The sequence below is a fragment of the Streptomyces plumbidurans genome (assembly GCF_019857225.1).
Classification (GTDB): domain Bacteria; phylum Actinomycetota; class Actinomycetes; order Streptomycetales; family Streptomycetaceae; genus Streptomyces; species Streptomyces plumbidurans.
This window is the reverse complement of the sequence record NZ_JAFJSY010000110.1, coordinates 12,437-27,295: the sequence shown is the minus strand read 5'-3', so window position 1 is coordinate 27,295 and position 14,859 is coordinate 12,437. Positions and strand designations below refer to the sequence as shown.

13 protein-coding genes are annotated in these 14,859 nt (G+C 70.9%); 3 read left to right on the top strand and 10 right to left on the bottom strand.

The features are described from left to right. Nucleotides 1–275: 275 nt before the first annotated feature. Nucleotides 276–1,283 carry a stage II sporulation protein M gene (locus JYK17_RS37615; protein WP_222812152.1) on the bottom strand — a complete coding sequence of 336 codons (1,008 nt, stop codon included), beginning with the start codon at nucleotides 1,281–1,283 and terminating at the stop codon, nucleotides 276–278. A 129-nt stretch (nucleotides 1,284–1,412) separates the two neighbouring features. Here JYK17_RS37615 and JYK17_RS37610 point away from each other — a divergent pair, with 129 nt between their 5' ends. Beyond that, entirely contained in the window at nucleotides 1,413–2,363 is a 951-nt protein-coding gene (locus JYK17_RS37610) for an RDD family protein (RefSeq protein WP_108008114.1), read from the top strand. A gap of 28 nt (nucleotides 2,364–2,391) precedes the next feature. On the opposite strand, the gene JYK17_RS37605 is transcribed toward JYK17_RS37610, so the two are convergent. After that, nucleotides 2,392–3,006: a hypothetical protein gene (locus JYK17_RS37605; protein WP_108008116.1), complete on the bottom strand. Its 615-nt coding sequence runs from the start codon at nucleotides 3,004–3,006 to the stop codon at nucleotides 2,392–2,394. A 149-nt stretch (nucleotides 3,007–3,155) separates the two neighbouring features. After that, on the bottom strand, nucleotides 3,156–4,613 hold the full coding sequence (gene ahcY, locus JYK17_RS37600; protein WP_128802113.1) for an adenosylhomocysteinase: 1,458 nt from the start codon (nucleotides 4,611–4,613) through the stop codon (nucleotides 3,156–3,158). A 335-nt stretch (nucleotides 4,614–4,948) separates the two neighbouring features. On the opposite strand from ahcY, the gene lepB reads away from it, so the two are divergent. Next, entirely contained in the window at nucleotides 4,949–5,620 is a 672-nt protein-coding gene (gene lepB / locus JYK17_RS37595; RefSeq protein ID WP_108008120.1) for a signal peptidase I, read from the top strand. A gap of 91 nt (nucleotides 5,621–5,711) precedes the next feature. Here the strand turns inward: lepB and JYK17_RS37590 are convergent, their stop codons facing one another. The 7 genes from JYK17_RS37590 to JYK17_RS37560 form a co-directional block, all read right to left on the bottom strand. Continuing rightward, nucleotides 5,712–6,692, bottom strand: a complete 981-nt coding sequence (locus JYK17_RS37590; RefSeq protein WP_108008122.1) for a cation diffusion facilitator family transporter — start codon at nucleotides 6,690–6,692, stop codon at nucleotides 5,712–5,714. Between the two features lie 134 nt (nucleotides 6,693–6,826). After that, entirely contained in the window at nucleotides 6,827–7,978 is a 1,152-nt protein-coding gene (manA, locus tag JYK17_RS37585) for a mannose-6-phosphate isomerase, class I (RefSeq protein ID WP_108008124.1), read from the bottom strand. 238 nt (nucleotides 7,979–8,216) lie between these two features. Continuing rightward, entirely contained in the window at nucleotides 8,217–9,347 is a 1,131-nt protein-coding gene (locus JYK17_RS37580) for an SIS domain-containing protein (RefSeq protein WP_222812151.1), read from the bottom strand. 111 nt (nucleotides 9,348–9,458) lie between these two features. Continuing rightward, complete coding sequence (locus tag JYK17_RS37575) at nucleotides 9,459–9,629, bottom strand: Trm112 family protein (protein ID WP_108008128.1); 171 nt, start codon at nucleotides 9,627–9,629, stop codon at nucleotides 9,459–9,461. A 779-nt stretch (nucleotides 9,630–10,408) separates the two neighbouring features. Further along, entirely contained in the window at nucleotides 10,409–11,773 is a 1,365-nt protein-coding gene (locus tag JYK17_RS37570) for a phosphomannomutase/phosphoglucomutase (protein WP_128802114.1), read from the bottom strand. Nucleotides 11,774–11,875: 102 nt separating this feature from the next. After that, nucleotides 11,876–13,492, bottom strand: a complete 1,617-nt coding sequence (locus tag JYK17_RS37565; RefSeq protein ID WP_128802115.1) for an L-lactate permease — start codon at nucleotides 13,490–13,492, stop codon at nucleotides 11,876–11,878. A gap of 153 nt (nucleotides 13,493–13,645) precedes the next feature. After that, on the bottom strand, nucleotides 13,646–14,071 hold the full coding sequence (locus JYK17_RS37560; protein WP_108009092.1) for a DUF3499 domain-containing protein: 426 nt from the start codon (nucleotides 14,069–14,071) through the stop codon (nucleotides 13,646–13,648). 291 nt (nucleotides 14,072–14,362) lie between these two features. Between JYK17_RS37560 and JYK17_RS37555 the strand changes: the two genes are divergently transcribed. Next, the gene (locus tag JYK17_RS37555) at nucleotides 14,363–14,812 is read left to right on the top strand and encodes a metallopeptidase family protein (protein WP_128802116.1); all 450 of its coding nucleotides are present in this window, start codon (nucleotides 14,363–14,365) and stop codon (nucleotides 14,810–14,812) included. Nucleotides 14,813–14,859 lie beyond the last annotated feature (47 nt).

The following is a 14,859-nucleotide window of genomic DNA, read 5'->3' as shown; positions in this document are numbered from 1 at the left end:
GGCGCTTTCCAGGTTTCCGCTTGCGCGTTTCCCTTTCCGGCAGACCCGACTTTATCAGAACTTTCGGGCCGGACTGACCGGCCGCTTATTTCCGATTCATCAGGAAGGGCTTCTCTGGAATCAGTGCTTCCATGAAGCAGACAGACACTCACTGCTGCCAACAGGGTTGAACCCGTTTCTAGGCAACTGTTCGAATCTACCTCCCCGTTAGTGCCGTGTCAACGGCACCTGTGGGGCGAAGGAGAGACTAACAGCTCAGTGGGCGTGTCCGCACATCAGGCGGCCGTAGGCACCGTGGCGCTGCGCTCGACTGCCGCGACGTCGCCGGTCTCGCCGGCTCGTGCGGCTCGGCCGCCCAGGACGAAGACGTAGGCGAGGAAGGTGAGCTCGGCGGTTATGCCGATGCCGATGCGGGCCCAGGTGGGCAGGCCCGACGGGGTCACGAACCCCTCGATGGCGCCGGAGACGAAGAGGACGAGCGCCAGGCCGATCGCCATGGCTACGGCGGCGCGTCCCTCTTCGGCGAGAGCTGTGCGCCGGGAGCGGGGGCCCGGGTCTATGAGGGTCCACCCGAGGCGGAGTCCAGTGCCGGCGGCCACGAACACCGCGGTCAGTTCGAGCAGGCCATGCGGGAGGACCAGGCCGAGGAAGGTGTCGAGTCGGCCTGCCGAGGACATGAGGCCGAAGCCGACTCCCAGGTTGAGCATGTTCTGGAAGAGGATCCACAAGACGGGCAGTCCGAGGAAGACGCCGAAGATCAGGCACTGGGCGGCGGCCCAGGCGTTGTTCGTCCACACCTGGGCGGCGAAGGACGCCGCGGGATGGCTCGAGTAGTACGTCTCGTACTGGCCTCCGGGCCGGGTGAGGTCCCGTAGTTCGCTCGGGGCCGCGATGGTGGCTTGCACCTCGGGGTGCGTGCCTATCCACCACCCCAGGATGATGGCTATGACCGTGGACAGGAGCGCGGTGGGGACCCACCAGCGGCGCGATCGGTAGACCGCCGCGGGGAATCCGTACGCGAGGAAGCGTGTGACGTCGCGCCAGGAGGCGCGTCGGGTTCCTGTGACGGCACTACGCGCGCGTGCCACGAGTTGGCTGAGTCGTCCGGTCAGCTGGGGGTCGGGGGCGCTGGACTGGATCAGAGAGAGATGGGTGGCCGTGCGCTGGTAGAGCGCGACGAGTTCGTCGGCCTCGGCACCGGTGAGGCGGCGCTGGCGCTTGAGGAGCGCGTCGAGGCGGTCCCACTCGGCTCGGTGGGTCGTGACGAAGACGTCGAGGTCCATCGGTCTTCCTGCTCCTCGGCTGTTCGTCGGCGGCTCATCGTGGTGTCAGCTTGTCGTACTGGGGCACGATGCGCCCACAGCTTGGCAGACTGACCGTTCAAGAGGCAGGCCGGAGGAAGGACGACGGGCGTGAGTGAGCTGGTGACGGGCGAGGCGGTGGCGCTGGAGTTGCGCCCCGCGAGGCTGCCCAGCAGGGCGCTTGCCGTGTTGCTGGACCTGGGCGTGGCCGTGGTCGCCTACATCGTTCTGACCATCGCGCTCGTCGCGGCCACGGCCTCGCTGGACGATGCTGCGCAGATCGCGGTGTCGATCGCCTGCTTCGTACTGGTGCTGGTGGGTGGGCCCATCGCGGTCGAGACGCTCAGCCATGGACGGTCTCTCGGGAAAATGGCCTGTGGGCTGCGGGTGGTGCGCGACGACGGCGGGCCGATCCGGTTCCGGCATGCGCTGGTGCGCGGGGGGATCGGGGTCGTCGAGATCCTGATGACGTTCGGGGTCGTCGCCTGTATCGCGTCCCTGGTGTCGGCCCGTGGCCGGCGGCTGGGTGATGTGTTCGCCGGGACTCTCGTCGTACGGGAGCGGGTGCCGTTCGCGCGGACGGGCTTTCTGCCTCCACCGCCGCCCTGGCTGGCCGGGAGGTTCTCGCAGCTTGATCTGTCCGCCGTACCGGACGGGTTGTGGCTCGCCGTCCGTCAGTACCTGACGCGGATGCAGCAGCTGGACCCGCAGGTCGGCTGGGCCATGGCGGAGCGGCTCGCCTCGGATCTCGCGGATCGTACGGGGGCGCCGATCCCGCAGGGCATTCCGCCGGCGGCGTTTCTGGCGGCCGTGATGCAGGAGCGGCAGGCCCGGGAAGTGCGGCGGGCGTACGCGAACGGGTCGGCGGCCGGGGGCTCGGCTGCCGGGAGTTCGGCTGTCGGTGCGCCGGGCTCCTACGAGCCTCCCGCGTGGTCTCCCACGGTGGCGCAGAACGTGCCCGTGCCCCCGGTCAGCCGCCGCGTCGACGGGGCGAGCGGCGTCGCCGAGGCCGACGGCTCTGCGGAGTCCGAGGCGTCCACCGGGTTCGCGCCGCCCGCGTAGCCCCTCCTGCTCACTCGCTCGGACCGCCTCACGAGAATGTCGACGGTGGGGATTCGAGGTCTTCCAGCTCGATGCCGGGCGCTGCGAGTACCACGTCGCCGGCGATGTGCACGACGTACTGTTCGCCCGTGTCCAGGGCTGTGACCTGGTATTCGTCCACGGTCAGGGGGGCGTTGTCAGTGGCGTGTGTTTCGCTGTTCACCAGAGCCCAGGACTGGTCCACGGTGCGCGGGGCGAGGACGGGGTCCGTGAAGGCGACGAGGCGTACGCGGGTTGCCGCGGCGGAAGGGGTGAGGCGCAGGAGACGGGCGGTGGCGATGAGAAACGCGGGGGATGTGCCGGTGAAGGCGTGGGCGCGCACGTTGCCTTCGGTGGCATGAGTCCCCGTGGAGTCGGTACGGACCCAGGTGACGCCGTCGATGGCGGCGCCGCGGACCTGCCAGTCCGCGGCATGGAGTTCCAGGCGGATGGGACGGCCGAGTTCGTCGAGGGCGAGGTCGACGGAGCCGGTCTGGCCGCCCGACGGGTCGGTCAGCCGGGAGACATACCGCCAGCCGGTGGGGCCGGGGGCGCACTGGAAGTGCTCTTCAGCGACGGGGGTGTGATCGTGCGGATCGTGAAGCGAATAACGGCCGCGGGGCATGGGGGTCCTGGGTCTTGACGGGCTGGTCCGGGCACAGCGGTCAAAGGGGCAGGCCCCCGGCACGGGGGTGCGGGGGCCTGCCTCGGAGGTACTGCTGCTGGTGAGCGTGTCAGCGCACCGACGCGCTCACCAGGGTGGAACCACGCCGCTCAGTAGCGGTAGTGGTCCGACTTGTAGGGGCCTTCGACCTGCACGCCGATGTACGCGGCCTGCTCGGGGCGGAGCGTGGTCAGCTTCACGCCGAGCGCGTCCAGGTGGAGGCGGGCGACCTTCTCGTCGAGGTGCTTGGGCAGCACGTAGACGTCGGTCGGGTACTCGTCGGGCTTGGTGAACAGCTCGATCTGGGCCAGGGTCTGGTCTGCGAAGGAGTTGGACATCACGAACGACGGGTGGCCGGTGGCGTTGCCCAGGTTCAGCAGGCGGCCCTCGGACAGCACGATGATGACCTTGCCGTCGGGGAACGTCCAGGTGTGGACCTGCGGCTTGACCTCGTCCTTGACGATGCCGGGGATCTTGGCGAGGCCGGCCATGTCGATCTCGTTGTCGAAGTGGCCGATGTTCCCGACGATGGCCTGGTGCTTCATCTTGGCCATGTCGGAGGCCATGATGATGTCCTTGTTGCCGGTCGTGGTGACGAAGATGTCGGCCTTGTCGATGACCTCGTCGAGCGTCGTGACCTGGTAACCGTCCATGGCCGCCTGGAGCGCGCAGATCGGGTCGATCTCGGTGATGATCACGCGGGCGCCCTGTCCGCGCAGGGACTCCGCGCAGCCCTTGCCCACGTCGCCGTAGCCGCAGACGACGGCGGTCTTGCCGCCGATGAGGACGTCGGTGGCGCGGTTGATGCCGTCGATCAGGGAGTGGCGGCAGCCGTACTTGTTGTCGAACTTCGACTTGGTGACGGCGTCGTTCACGTTGATCGCCGGGAACAGCAGGACGCCGTCGCGCTGCATCTCGTACAGGCGGTGGACGCCGGTGGTGGTCTCCTCGGTCACGCCGCGGATCTCCGAGGCGAGCTGGGTCCACTTCTGGGAGCCGTCGGAGATGGTGCGGTGCAGGAGTTCGAGGACGACGCGGTGCTCGTCGGACTCGGCGGTGTCGACGGAGGGGACCTTGCCGTCCTTCTCGTACTCGACGCCCTTGTGGACGAGGAGGGTGGCGTCACCACCGTCGTCGAGGATCATGTTCGGGCCGCCGGTGGGGGTGTTCGGCCAGGTCAGCGCCTGCTCGGTGCACCACCAGTACTCCTCCAGGGTCTCGCCCTTCCAGGCGAAGACCGGGATGCCCTGCGGGTTGTCGGGCGTGCCGTTCGGGCCGACGGCGATGGCGGCGGCCGCGTGGTCCTGGGTGGAGAAGATGTTGCAGGAGGCCCAGCGGACCTGCGCGCCGAGGGCGACCAGGGTCTCGATGAGCACGGCGGTCTGGACCGTCATGTGCAGGGAGCCGGTGACGCGGGCGCCGGCGAGCGGCTGCGTCTCGGCGTATTCCTTGCGGATCGCCATCAGGCCGGGCATCTCGTGCTCGGCGAGGGTGATCTCCTTGCGGCCGAACTCGGCCAGCGAGAGGTCGGCGACCTTGAAGTCCTGTCGGTTGTCGACAGTCGTCATTGCGAGCTGCTCCTCGGGATCGGGGCGAGGTGGGTACGGCTGTTCTGCGCGGCGGCGGACACAGGGGTGCCCGAAGAGGACACAAGGCATGTCCGCGTGCGCGCAGCGCAGTCCGTCGGAGGCCCTCTCTCCCTCGGTCGGTCCGCACGGGACCGCCCGACCGCCATCAGCAGCGACGTCTGGCTCCCATCCAAGCTACACCGGTAGGCCCGGGCGTCCCCAGTCCACCTACGAACAGATCGAGCCGACGCGAGGGCGCGGGCCCGCTCAGCGGGTTCACAGACGGCCGCTACCCTCTGCGCGGCGCGGATGTTCCGCGTGGGGAGGGAGTGGCGATGAGCGGGGCGCGAAAGCTCGGCATATGGGCAGGGGTGCTGGGGTCGCTGGGGGTGGTGCTGGCGGTGGTGGCCGCGGTGGCGCTGTGGACCGGCTTCCACGGGAGCACGGTGTCGAGCAGCAGCATGGCGCCGACGTACAAGCGCGGGCAGCAGTTGATGTACGAGCGCGTGAAGGGCACCGAGGTCCGGCGCGGTGATGTGGTGCTCTACTCCGCGCCGGACCGCTACGGCTTCGACGCGCCTGTGATGCAGCGCGTCATCGGTGTGGGCGGCGATCACATCGTGTGCTGCACGGGCCAGGGCCAGAACGAGCGGCTCACCGTCAACGGCAAGCCCCTCGCCGAGCCGTACGTCGCGGACGGCATCGCGGACGGAGTGGGCGCGCGGTACGACGTGAAGGTGCCGAAGGGGCGGCTTTTCATGCTCGGTGATCACCGGACCGATTCGGCGGACTCGCGGTTCTTCGCCTCCGACCACGACGGGACCGTGCCCGTGAGCGCGGTCCGGGGCCGGGTGACGGACGACTACACCGAGCCGGCGGTGCTCGGGGTGGCCGCGCTGGTGGGTCTGGCGCTGGCGCTCACCGGGATCGGGCTCGGGATCGCGGCAGTGGCCGTACGCAAGCGTGTGGTGGTGCCTCCGCCTCCGCCGTGGGCTGTGCAGGTGTGACATGGCCGTGCAGGTTGACGAAGGGGCCCGCCGGGCGTTCGGCGGGCCCTTCCCCCTTCCCCGTACGACGACGCTCGTCGGTGGCGTGCTGTCAGTGGCCGGCGGGGTGCGGGGTGGGACCGCCGGGGGTGGCCTCGCGGTCGGGGCCCTTGGCCGCCTCCGCCTCGCTGTAGATGTCCGGTTCGAGGTAGATCACGCGCGCGATGGGGACGGCCTCGCGGATGCGGGCCTCGGCGGCGTTGATGGCGGAGGCCACCTCGGCGGCGGTGTCGTCGTGCTGTACGGCGATCTTGGCGGCGATCAGCAGTTCCTCGGGGCCGAGGTGGAGCGTGCGCATGTGGATGATGCCGGTGACCGTTTTGCCGTCGACGATGGCGGCCTCGATCTGCTTGACCTCCTCGGTGCCCGCGGACTCGCCGAGCAGCAGGGACTTGGTCTCGGAGGCCAGCACGAGGGCGATCAGGACGAGCAGGACGCCGATGCAGACCGTGCCGATGCCGTCCCAGACGCCGTCGTCGGTGAGCAGGGCGAGGCCGACGCCGCCGAGCGCGAGGACCAGACCGATGAGGGCGCCGAAGTCCTCCAGGAGGACGACGGGCAGCTCGGGTGCCTTGGCGCGGCGGATGAACTGCGCCCAGGACAGCGTGCCCCGCGTTTCGTTCGACTCCTTGATGGCCGTTCTGAAGGAGAAGCCCTCGGCGATGATCGCGAAGGCGAGGACGCCCACCGGCCAGTACCAGTGCTCGATCTGGTGCGGGTGGCGGATCTTCTCGTAGCCCTCGTAGATCGCGAACATGCCGCCCACGGAGAACAGGACGATGGAGACCAGGAAGGCGTAGATGTACCGCTCGCGGCCGTAGCCGAAGGGGTGTTGCGGGGTGGCCTCGCGCTGGGCCTTCTTGCCGCCGATCAGCAGCAGGAACTGGTTCCCGGAGTCGGCGAGCGAGTGGACGCCCTCGGCGAGCATCGACGACGAACCGCTGAACGCGAACGCCACGAACTTCGATGCCGCGATCGCGAGGTTGGCGCCGAGTGCCGCCACGATCGCCCTGGTGCCGCCTGACGCGCTCATGTGTCCGCGTTGTCCCTTCGCCTACGTACCTGCTGCCGGCCGGGCCCTCGCCCGCCGCCTTTGCCCGTCCTTTGCCGGTTGGCCATTCTTGCAGCACCGCCCGGCAACGACCCCTCAGGTATCCACAACCCCGGTCATACGATCACAGTGGCGCGGAAGATCGTGCCCGCTCCGGACACCTCGGCCTTCTCTCCTGCCGCGACGAACACCGACTGGCCGGGCAGAAGTTCGTGTCCGTCCGCCCGCACCGTACCGGCCGTGCAGAGCAGGATCTGCGGCGTGTCGCGGGTGAGGTCGTGGCGGCCGCCGCCCTCGGGCAGGACGTACCGCGACAGCCGGAACTCGTCGATCGGGGTCTCGTAGACCTCCTCACCGTCCGGGGATGCCTCGGGGCGCAGTACGCCCGCATCGCTCGCCTCGAAGCGGACGATGCGCAGGAGTTCGGGGACGTCGACGTGCTTGGGGGTCAGGCCGCAGCGCAGGACGTTGTCGGAGTTGGCCATGATCTCGACGCCGAGGCCGTTCAGATACGCGTGCGGGATGCCCGCGCCGAGGAACAGGGCCTCGCCGGGCTGCAGGCGGACGTGATTGAGGAGCATGGCGGCGAGGACGCCGGGGTCGCCCGGGTAGTGGTGGGCGATGTCCGCGTAGGGGGCGTACGCGCCGCCGAGGCGGGTGCAGGCGGTGGCGGCTGCGGCGACCGTGTGCCGCATCTCCTCCGGGTCGGCGGTGAGGATCGCGGTGAGGACCTCACGCAGGGCGGCGTCCTCGGGGTGGGCGTGCAGCAGGTCGACGTACGGCTTGAGGGAGTCCACGCCGAGGCCGGCCAGCAGGTCGGCCGCCTGGAGCGGTTCGCGGAAGCCGCACAGGCCGTCGAACTCGGTGAGCGCGCAGATCAGTTCGGGCTTGTGGTTGGCGTCCTTGTAGTTGCGGTGCGGGGCGTCGACCGGGATGCCGCGGCGCTCCTCGTCCTCGTAACCCTCCTTGGCCTGCTTCAGGTTGGGGTGCACCTGGAGGGAGAGGGGGGCGCCGGCGGCGAGGATCTTGAGCAGGAAGGGCAGCCGAGGGCCGAACTTGGCGACGGCCGCCGCGCCGAGCTCTTGCTCCGGGTCCGCGTCGACGACCTCGACGAGCGTGCCGCGCTCGGTGCGTGAGGGTGCGCCCGGGTGGGCGCCCATCCACATCTCCGCCTGCGGCTCACCGCTCGGTTCGACGCCGAGGAGGGCGGGGATGGCGGTGGTGGAGCCCCAGGCGTAGGGGCGGATGGTGTTGTCCAGGCGGTCCATGCGGATGCGGTTCCTTCTGCCGGTTCGTGGTGCGGGCGGCTGCCGGTTTCGTGATGTCTGCGGCCGCCGGTTTCGTGGTGCGTACGGTCGCCGGTGTCGTGACGCGTACGGCCGCGGTCGGTCGTGCGCGCGTACGACGGCTTTGTCCGCACGTGGCTCCCGCGTTCGTGCCGCGTTGGCGTGGCGCCCGCGAGTCGGGTGCGTGTGGCGTACGGCGGTCACGGCGTCGGCGTCAAGATCAGGCCCCCGAGGCGAGCGCCAGGTAAACGGCGGCGAAATCCGTGATGGCGATCAGCTCGGCGAGGGTCTCCAGTTCGCCGCCGGCCTCCGGCTCCAGTTCGCTGATCGGCGTGTCATGGCTGAGGGCCAGGTCACGGGCGGCGGGGGCGGCGGAGAGGCCCCCTATGGGACGGTCGCGGAGCAGCACCACGCGCGCGTGCAGGGCGGGCGCCTCCTCGACGCGGTCGCGGAAGAAGTCGTCCGGGTCGGCGCTGGCGGCGAGTGGGCCCGCCAGCAGGGCGCTGTGCGCGGCGAGCGCCTCGGGGAGTTCGGCCACCACGGCGGGGCGGCCGGAGAGTTCGGCGAGGGCGGCCGCGAAACGGCGGCCGGCCGGGCCCGCCGAGACGCCCTCGGTCCATACGACCGGCAGTGCGTCGGCGAGTTCGGCGGCGAGGGTTTTGGCGGGGTTGCTGTAAGTCGCGATGGCGGGCCCGCAGCGCTCGGCGATGTGGTCGAGGCGGTCCGCCACCTTCAGGACGGCCTCCGGCGGCGCGGAGAGCAGACCGGTGCGGTCCATGAGCGCGAGCAAAGGCGTGAGCAGGGCCCACAGGACGCCAGGGGCGGACGCGGCGAGTTCCTGTTCGTCGTTCTCGTACGGGGCGGTCGCCATCGGTACGAAGAAGCCGTGGGCGCCCTCGACCGCTTCGGTGAGCGGGGTGTCGGCGGGGGCGACCGCGACGACGGTGCAGCCCCGGCGGTAGGCGGCGTCGGCGAGCAGCGACAGGCCCGGTTCGGTGCCGTCGGGGGTGGTGATCAGGAGCAGGTCGACCGAACCGGCCCAGCCCGGGAGTTCCCAGCGCAGGGCGCCCGCGGCGGGGGCGACGCCGGTGGGGGCGAGCCGGATGACGGGGCTGCCGGGGCCGGCGAGCGTGCCGAGGAGGTCGGCGGCACAGATGGCGGCGGCGCCGGGGCCCGCGATGAGGACGGCGCGGGGGCGGCCGTCGGGCTTGAGGTCGCCCACGCCTGCCTCGGCGGCGTGCCGCGCGGCCGTGCGGACACGGGCGCCTGCCTCCGCGGCGCCGCGGAGCAGGCCTCGCCGGTCGGCCTCCGCGAGGGCCTCGGGGGCATCGAGCAGCGATTCGTCGAGCATGGGCGGCAGCCTCCGATCGCCGGGGATCTGTGTGTGCGCCGGGGTCGTACGCCCGCCGGGACCTGGTGCGCGGACGGCGGGTCCGGCGTTTCGCGGTGGCGCGGCTCGGCGTTACGCGGGGCGGCGGGCCTCGTCCACGAGCAGCACGGGGATGCCGTCCCGGACGGGGTAGGCCAGGCCGCAGTCGACGCCGGTGCAGATCAGCTCGGACTCCTGCTCCTTGAGCGGGGCGTGGCACGCCGGGCAGGCGAGGATCTCCAGGAGGGCGGCTTCGAGCGGCATGAGGTGTCCCTTCGGGGAACGCGTGTACGTGTGCGCTTGCTTCGGCGTGGGCCTGTGCGGATGTGCCAGGTCAGCGTACCGCCGTGACGAACGGGGTGCCGGGGTTGGGGAAGTCCGGGGCGAACGGCCTCGCGAAGGGGGCGCCGGGCGCCGGGGCTTCGCCTGCGGCGGTGGGGTCAGGGGTGGGTGACGGGTGGGGGTCCGGGGTCGGAGGGCGGGGGCGCCTGGGCGCGGAGAGCGGTCGGAGCTCGGCTCCGGATGAGGGCCGGCGTTCAGGCCTGAGGGGCGGCTGGCGCCCGGGCCCGAAGGGCAGACGGCGCTCGGGCCCAGCTGACGTTGGGCGCCCGGGCCCGGGTGACGGCCAGAGCTCGGCTCCGGACGACGGTCGGCGTTCAGCCTCGAAAGGCCGCCAAAGTTCAAGCCCGGCTGAAACGGTGGGCGCCCGGACCCGGGTGACGGCTGAAGTTCGGGCCACGGGCGACGGCCAGCGCCCGAGCCCGAAGCGCCGCAGGCGCTCAGGCCCGGATGGTGGTGGGCGTCTGGGCCCGGATGGTGGTGGGCGTCTGGGCCCGGATGACGGCTGGAGCTCGGCTCCGGACGACGGTCGACGTTCAGCCCCGAAGGGCGACCGGCGTTCAAGCCCGAAGACGGCCGGGCGCCTAGGCCTCAAGGGCCGCCAGCACCCGGACCCCAAGGACCGCCAGCAGCCCGGCCCGAAGCGCCGCCAACACCCAAACCCGAAAACCCGCCCGCACCCGCCCCCCAAAGGCGCCCGCCGCTCAGCCCCGGATCAGCCCCAGTGCCTCATCCCGGATCTTCGTCATCGTCGCCTCGTCGCGGGCCTCGGTGTTCAGTCTCAGGAGGGGTTCGGTGTTGGAGGGGCGGACGTTGAACCACCAGTCGGTGGAGGTGACGGTGAGGCCGTCCAGTTCGTCGAGGGTGACGTCCTCGCGGGTGGCGTACGCGGACTTGAGGGCGGCCAGGCGGGCGGTCTGGTCGGCGACGGTGGAGTTGATCTCGCCGGAGGCGACGTAGCGGTCGTACTCGGCGGTGAGCGCGGACAACGGGCCGCTCTGGCCGCCGAGGGCCGCGAGGACGTGGAGGGCGGCGAGCATGCCCGTGTCGGCGTTCCAGAAGTCCTTGAAGTAGTAGTGGGCCGAGTGCTCGCCGCCGAAGATCGCGCCCGCGTTCGCCATCTCGGCCTTGATGAAGGAGTGGCCGACGCGGGTGCGGACCGGCGTGCCGCCGTGCTCCCTGACGACCTCGGGGACGGACCACGAGGTGATGAGGTTGTGGATGATCACGCCCTTGCCGCCGTTGCGCGCGAGTTCACGCGCGGCCACCAGTGCCGTGATCGCGGACGGGGACACGGGGTCGCCGTGCTCGTCGACCACGAAGCAGCGGTCCGCGTCGCCGTCGAAGGCGAGGCCGAGGTCGGCGCCCTCCTCGCGGACGCGCTGCTGCAGGTCGACGAGGTTCGCCGGGTCCAGGGGGTTGGCCTCGTGGTTCGGGAACGTGCCGTCGAGCTCGAAGTACATCGGGACGAGGGTCAGGGGCAGGCCCTCGAACACCGTGGGCACGGTGTGGCCGCCCATCCCGTTGCCCGCGTCGACCACGACCTTCAGCGGGCGGACCGAGGTCAGGTCGACCAGGGAGCGGAGGTGGGCCGCGTAGTCCGACAACGTCTCGCGCTGCGTGATCGTTCCCTGCTTCTCGGCCGGCCGCGGAGCCCCCGACTCGGTCCACTGCTCGGCCAGTTCGCGGATCTGCGTGAGCCCGGTGTCCTGGCCCACCGGCGCCGCGCCCGCGCGGCACATCTTGATGCCGTTGTACTGCGCGGGGTTGTGCGAGGCCGTGAACATCGCGCCCGGCAGGTTCAGCGCGCCCGAGGCGTAGTACAGCTGGTCGGTCGAGCACAGGCCGATCTCGGTCACGTCGACGCCCTGTGCGGCTGCCCCGCGCGCGAAGGCACGCGACAGGCCGGGCGACGACGGCCGCATGTCGTGCCCGACGACGATCGCGTCCGCCGCGGTCACCCGGACGAAGGCCGCCCCGAAGAGTTCGGCCAGCGACTCGTCCCACTGGTCCGGGACCACCCCGCGCACGTCGTACGCCTTCACGATCTGTGACAGATCAGCAGCCACGGCCAACCCTCCTGAAAGTCCTGTCGGTCGCCCCAAACTACCCGTACCGGATGCCCGTGCACGGTGTGGACCCTCAGGAGGCGTTCGCGCCGTAACCTCAGGTCAGGGCAGCATCCAGCTGAGGACCGGAGAGCTCTGACCCACCACGATCAGGCACATCACCAGCAACAGGCCCAGGCTCCACGGCAGTACCTTGCGCAGCAGATCGCCCTCGCGTCCCGCCAGCCCCACGGCCGCGCACGCGATGGTGAGGTTCTGCGGCGAGATCATCTTGCCGAGGACGCCGCCCGAACTGTTGGCGGCCGCAAGGAGTTCAGGCGAAAGCCCGGACTCGCGCGCGGCGGTCACCTGGAGGGCGCCGAACAGCGCGTTGGCGGAGGTGTCGGACCCGGAGACGGCCACGCCGAACCAGCCGAGCACCGGCGACAGGAACGCGAGCCCCGCGCCGGCCGCCGCCACGAAGTGGCCGATCGTGCCCGCCTGCCCGGAGAGGTTCATGACATACGCGAGCGCCAGCACGGACGTCACGGTCAGGATCGCGAACCGCAGTTCGTGCACGGTCGCGATCCACTCCTTGACCGCCACGCGCGCGTGCACGCCGAGTACGACCGCCGTGATCAGGCCGGCGATCAGCACGAGCGTGCCGCCCGTCGACACGATCGGCCAGCTGAAGACGTTGCCGCCGACCGGCTTCCCGTCGGGCCCCGCCACGTCCAGGAACGGCCAGTCGTACGTCTGGGTCGTCTTCGCCAGCCAGTCCTTGACCGCCGGGATCTGCGCGACCGAGAAGACGACGACGATCAGCGCGTACGGGGAGTACGCGCGCAGGATCTCGCGCCGCGGGTCCTCCTCGTCCAGTTCCTCGCTGCGCGTGCCGGTCAGCACGGACGCGCGTACGGACTCGGTGGCGGGCACGCGCGCGTGCGGTACGGCGACCAGCGCGGCCGCGCCCACCAGGGAGGCGCAGATGTCGGCGAGTTGGGCGGAGACGTAGTTGGAGGCGGCGAACTGGGCGACGCCGAAGGCGACTCCGCACACCAGGGCGGGCACCCAGGTCTCGCGCAGTCCGCGCCGGCCGTCGACCAGCGCGACCAGGATCAGCGGTACGACGAGGGCGAGCAGCGGGGTCTGACGGCCCACCACGGAGGCGACGTCGTCGAGCGGCAGTCCCGACACCTGCGCGAGGGTGACGACCGGTGTGCCCATCGCGCCGAAGGCGACCGGCGCGGTGTTGGCGACCAGGGAGACCACGGCCGCGCGCACCGGGTCGAAGCCGAGGGCGACGAGCATGACCGAGCAGATCGCGACCGGGGCGCCGAATCCGGCGAGGGCCTCCAGGAGCGCGCCGAAGCAGAACGCGACGACGAGCGCCTGGACCCGTGGGTCGTCGGAGAGGCGTCCGAAGGAGCGGCGCAGGATGTCGAAGTGCCGGGTGCGGACGGTCATCCGGTACACCCACAGGGCGTTGACCACGATCCACAGGATGGGGAAGAGACCGAAGACGGCTCCCTGAACGGCGCTGGAGACCGTCTGGTCGAGCGGCATGCCGTAGGCGAGCCAGGCGACCAGAACGGCCGCCAGAAGCCCCGTCAGGCCCGCCAGATGGGCTTTCATGCGCACTCCGCCGAGCAGCACCAGAACGATCAGCAGGGGCAGGGCGGCGACGAGGGCGGACAGGCCGAGCGAGTCGGCGACGGGTTCCAGTTCCTGGACGTACACGGGAGCCTCCCCGGATTCCGGCATGCGGAAAGCGATTTCCCGCCGGTACGGAATGGTCGTGTCCGCGACAAGGAGGCGTCAATGCCCGTGCACCACTGAGCGAAAGATGCACGGAACGCACACGAGAACGGGGTGGACGCCCTGGAACGAACGTCAGTTGTCGGGCGAGCGCAGCACGCGGAGGTGTCCGCGCCGCGCGACCTCCATCGGGTCCGTCGACCGCCCTCCGCCGCCGGCGCCCGCCGCGCGCTCCTGCGGACGGGCCGCCTCACGCACCGCGTTGGCAAGCGCTTCCAGGTCGTCGCCGCTCGGGCGGGCCGGAGCGGAGCCGTCCAGCAGCCGGACGACCTCCCAGCCGCGCGGGGCCGTGAGGCGCTCGGAGTGCTCGGCGCACAGGTCGTAGCAGTGGGGTTCGGCGTAGGTGGCGAGCGGGCCGAGGACCGCGGTCGAGTCGGCGTAGACGTACGTCAGCGTCGCGACGGCGGGACGGCCGCAAGCGGTGCGCGAACAGCGACGTACAGGGCTCACGACGTTGGACGGTACCGCACTCTTGAGCGGGCCGCGACGACTCTCCCCCAGGTCACTCCACCGTGTCGTGGTGTGAAACACCCCACGCCCCTCCGCGGGCCCTCTCGGCTGACCTGCACGAACGATCATTCACAGGACGAAGTGCACCCCCTCTCTCGATCAACACTCCGTACAAACACCGTCATTTGCATCGAGATCACCGGTCCGGCAGAGATACGGAATCGAGCCCAATCTTGGCCGGAATGGTCATCCTGTGACATGTGGTTCCGAGGGGGCCGGGCAGCCCGGCACACCGCGCGGAGCGCGGCGTGCGGTCGCGGCGAGGACTACGCTTCGTCAGTGATGGACAACCCCGTACCGCACCGTGTCGCCGGCCCCGGGCCCCGCCGTCGTGATCGCCACGGCCGGGGCATGCGCGGCCCCATCGCGCCGCCCCAGGTACCGCTCTCCGCGAGCCGTGCCGACGCGTTCGCGGACCTGGTGCAGGACTCCGTGGAGCGGCTGGAACGGCGGTGGCCGCAGCTCGCCGACATCGATTTCCTCGTCCTCGAGGTGCCGCGTCTGGACGGGCCCGGCCAGACCTGGAACGACGAGGCAGTCCCGCTGGGCGGCACGATTCCCTCCAGGGAGGGACGACCGGCCAGGGTGGTCGTGTACCGGCGCCCCGTGGAGATCCGCACCAAGGGCCGCGACGAGCGGGCGGCGCTGGTGCACGAGGTCGTCGTCGAGCAGGTGGCCGAGCTGCTCGGGCTGACCCCGGAGACGGTGGATCCGCGCTACGGCGAGGAATGAGCGCCGCTCGTCGTCTCCGTCTTCGTCCGTCTCCGTCCGCCGGTGCG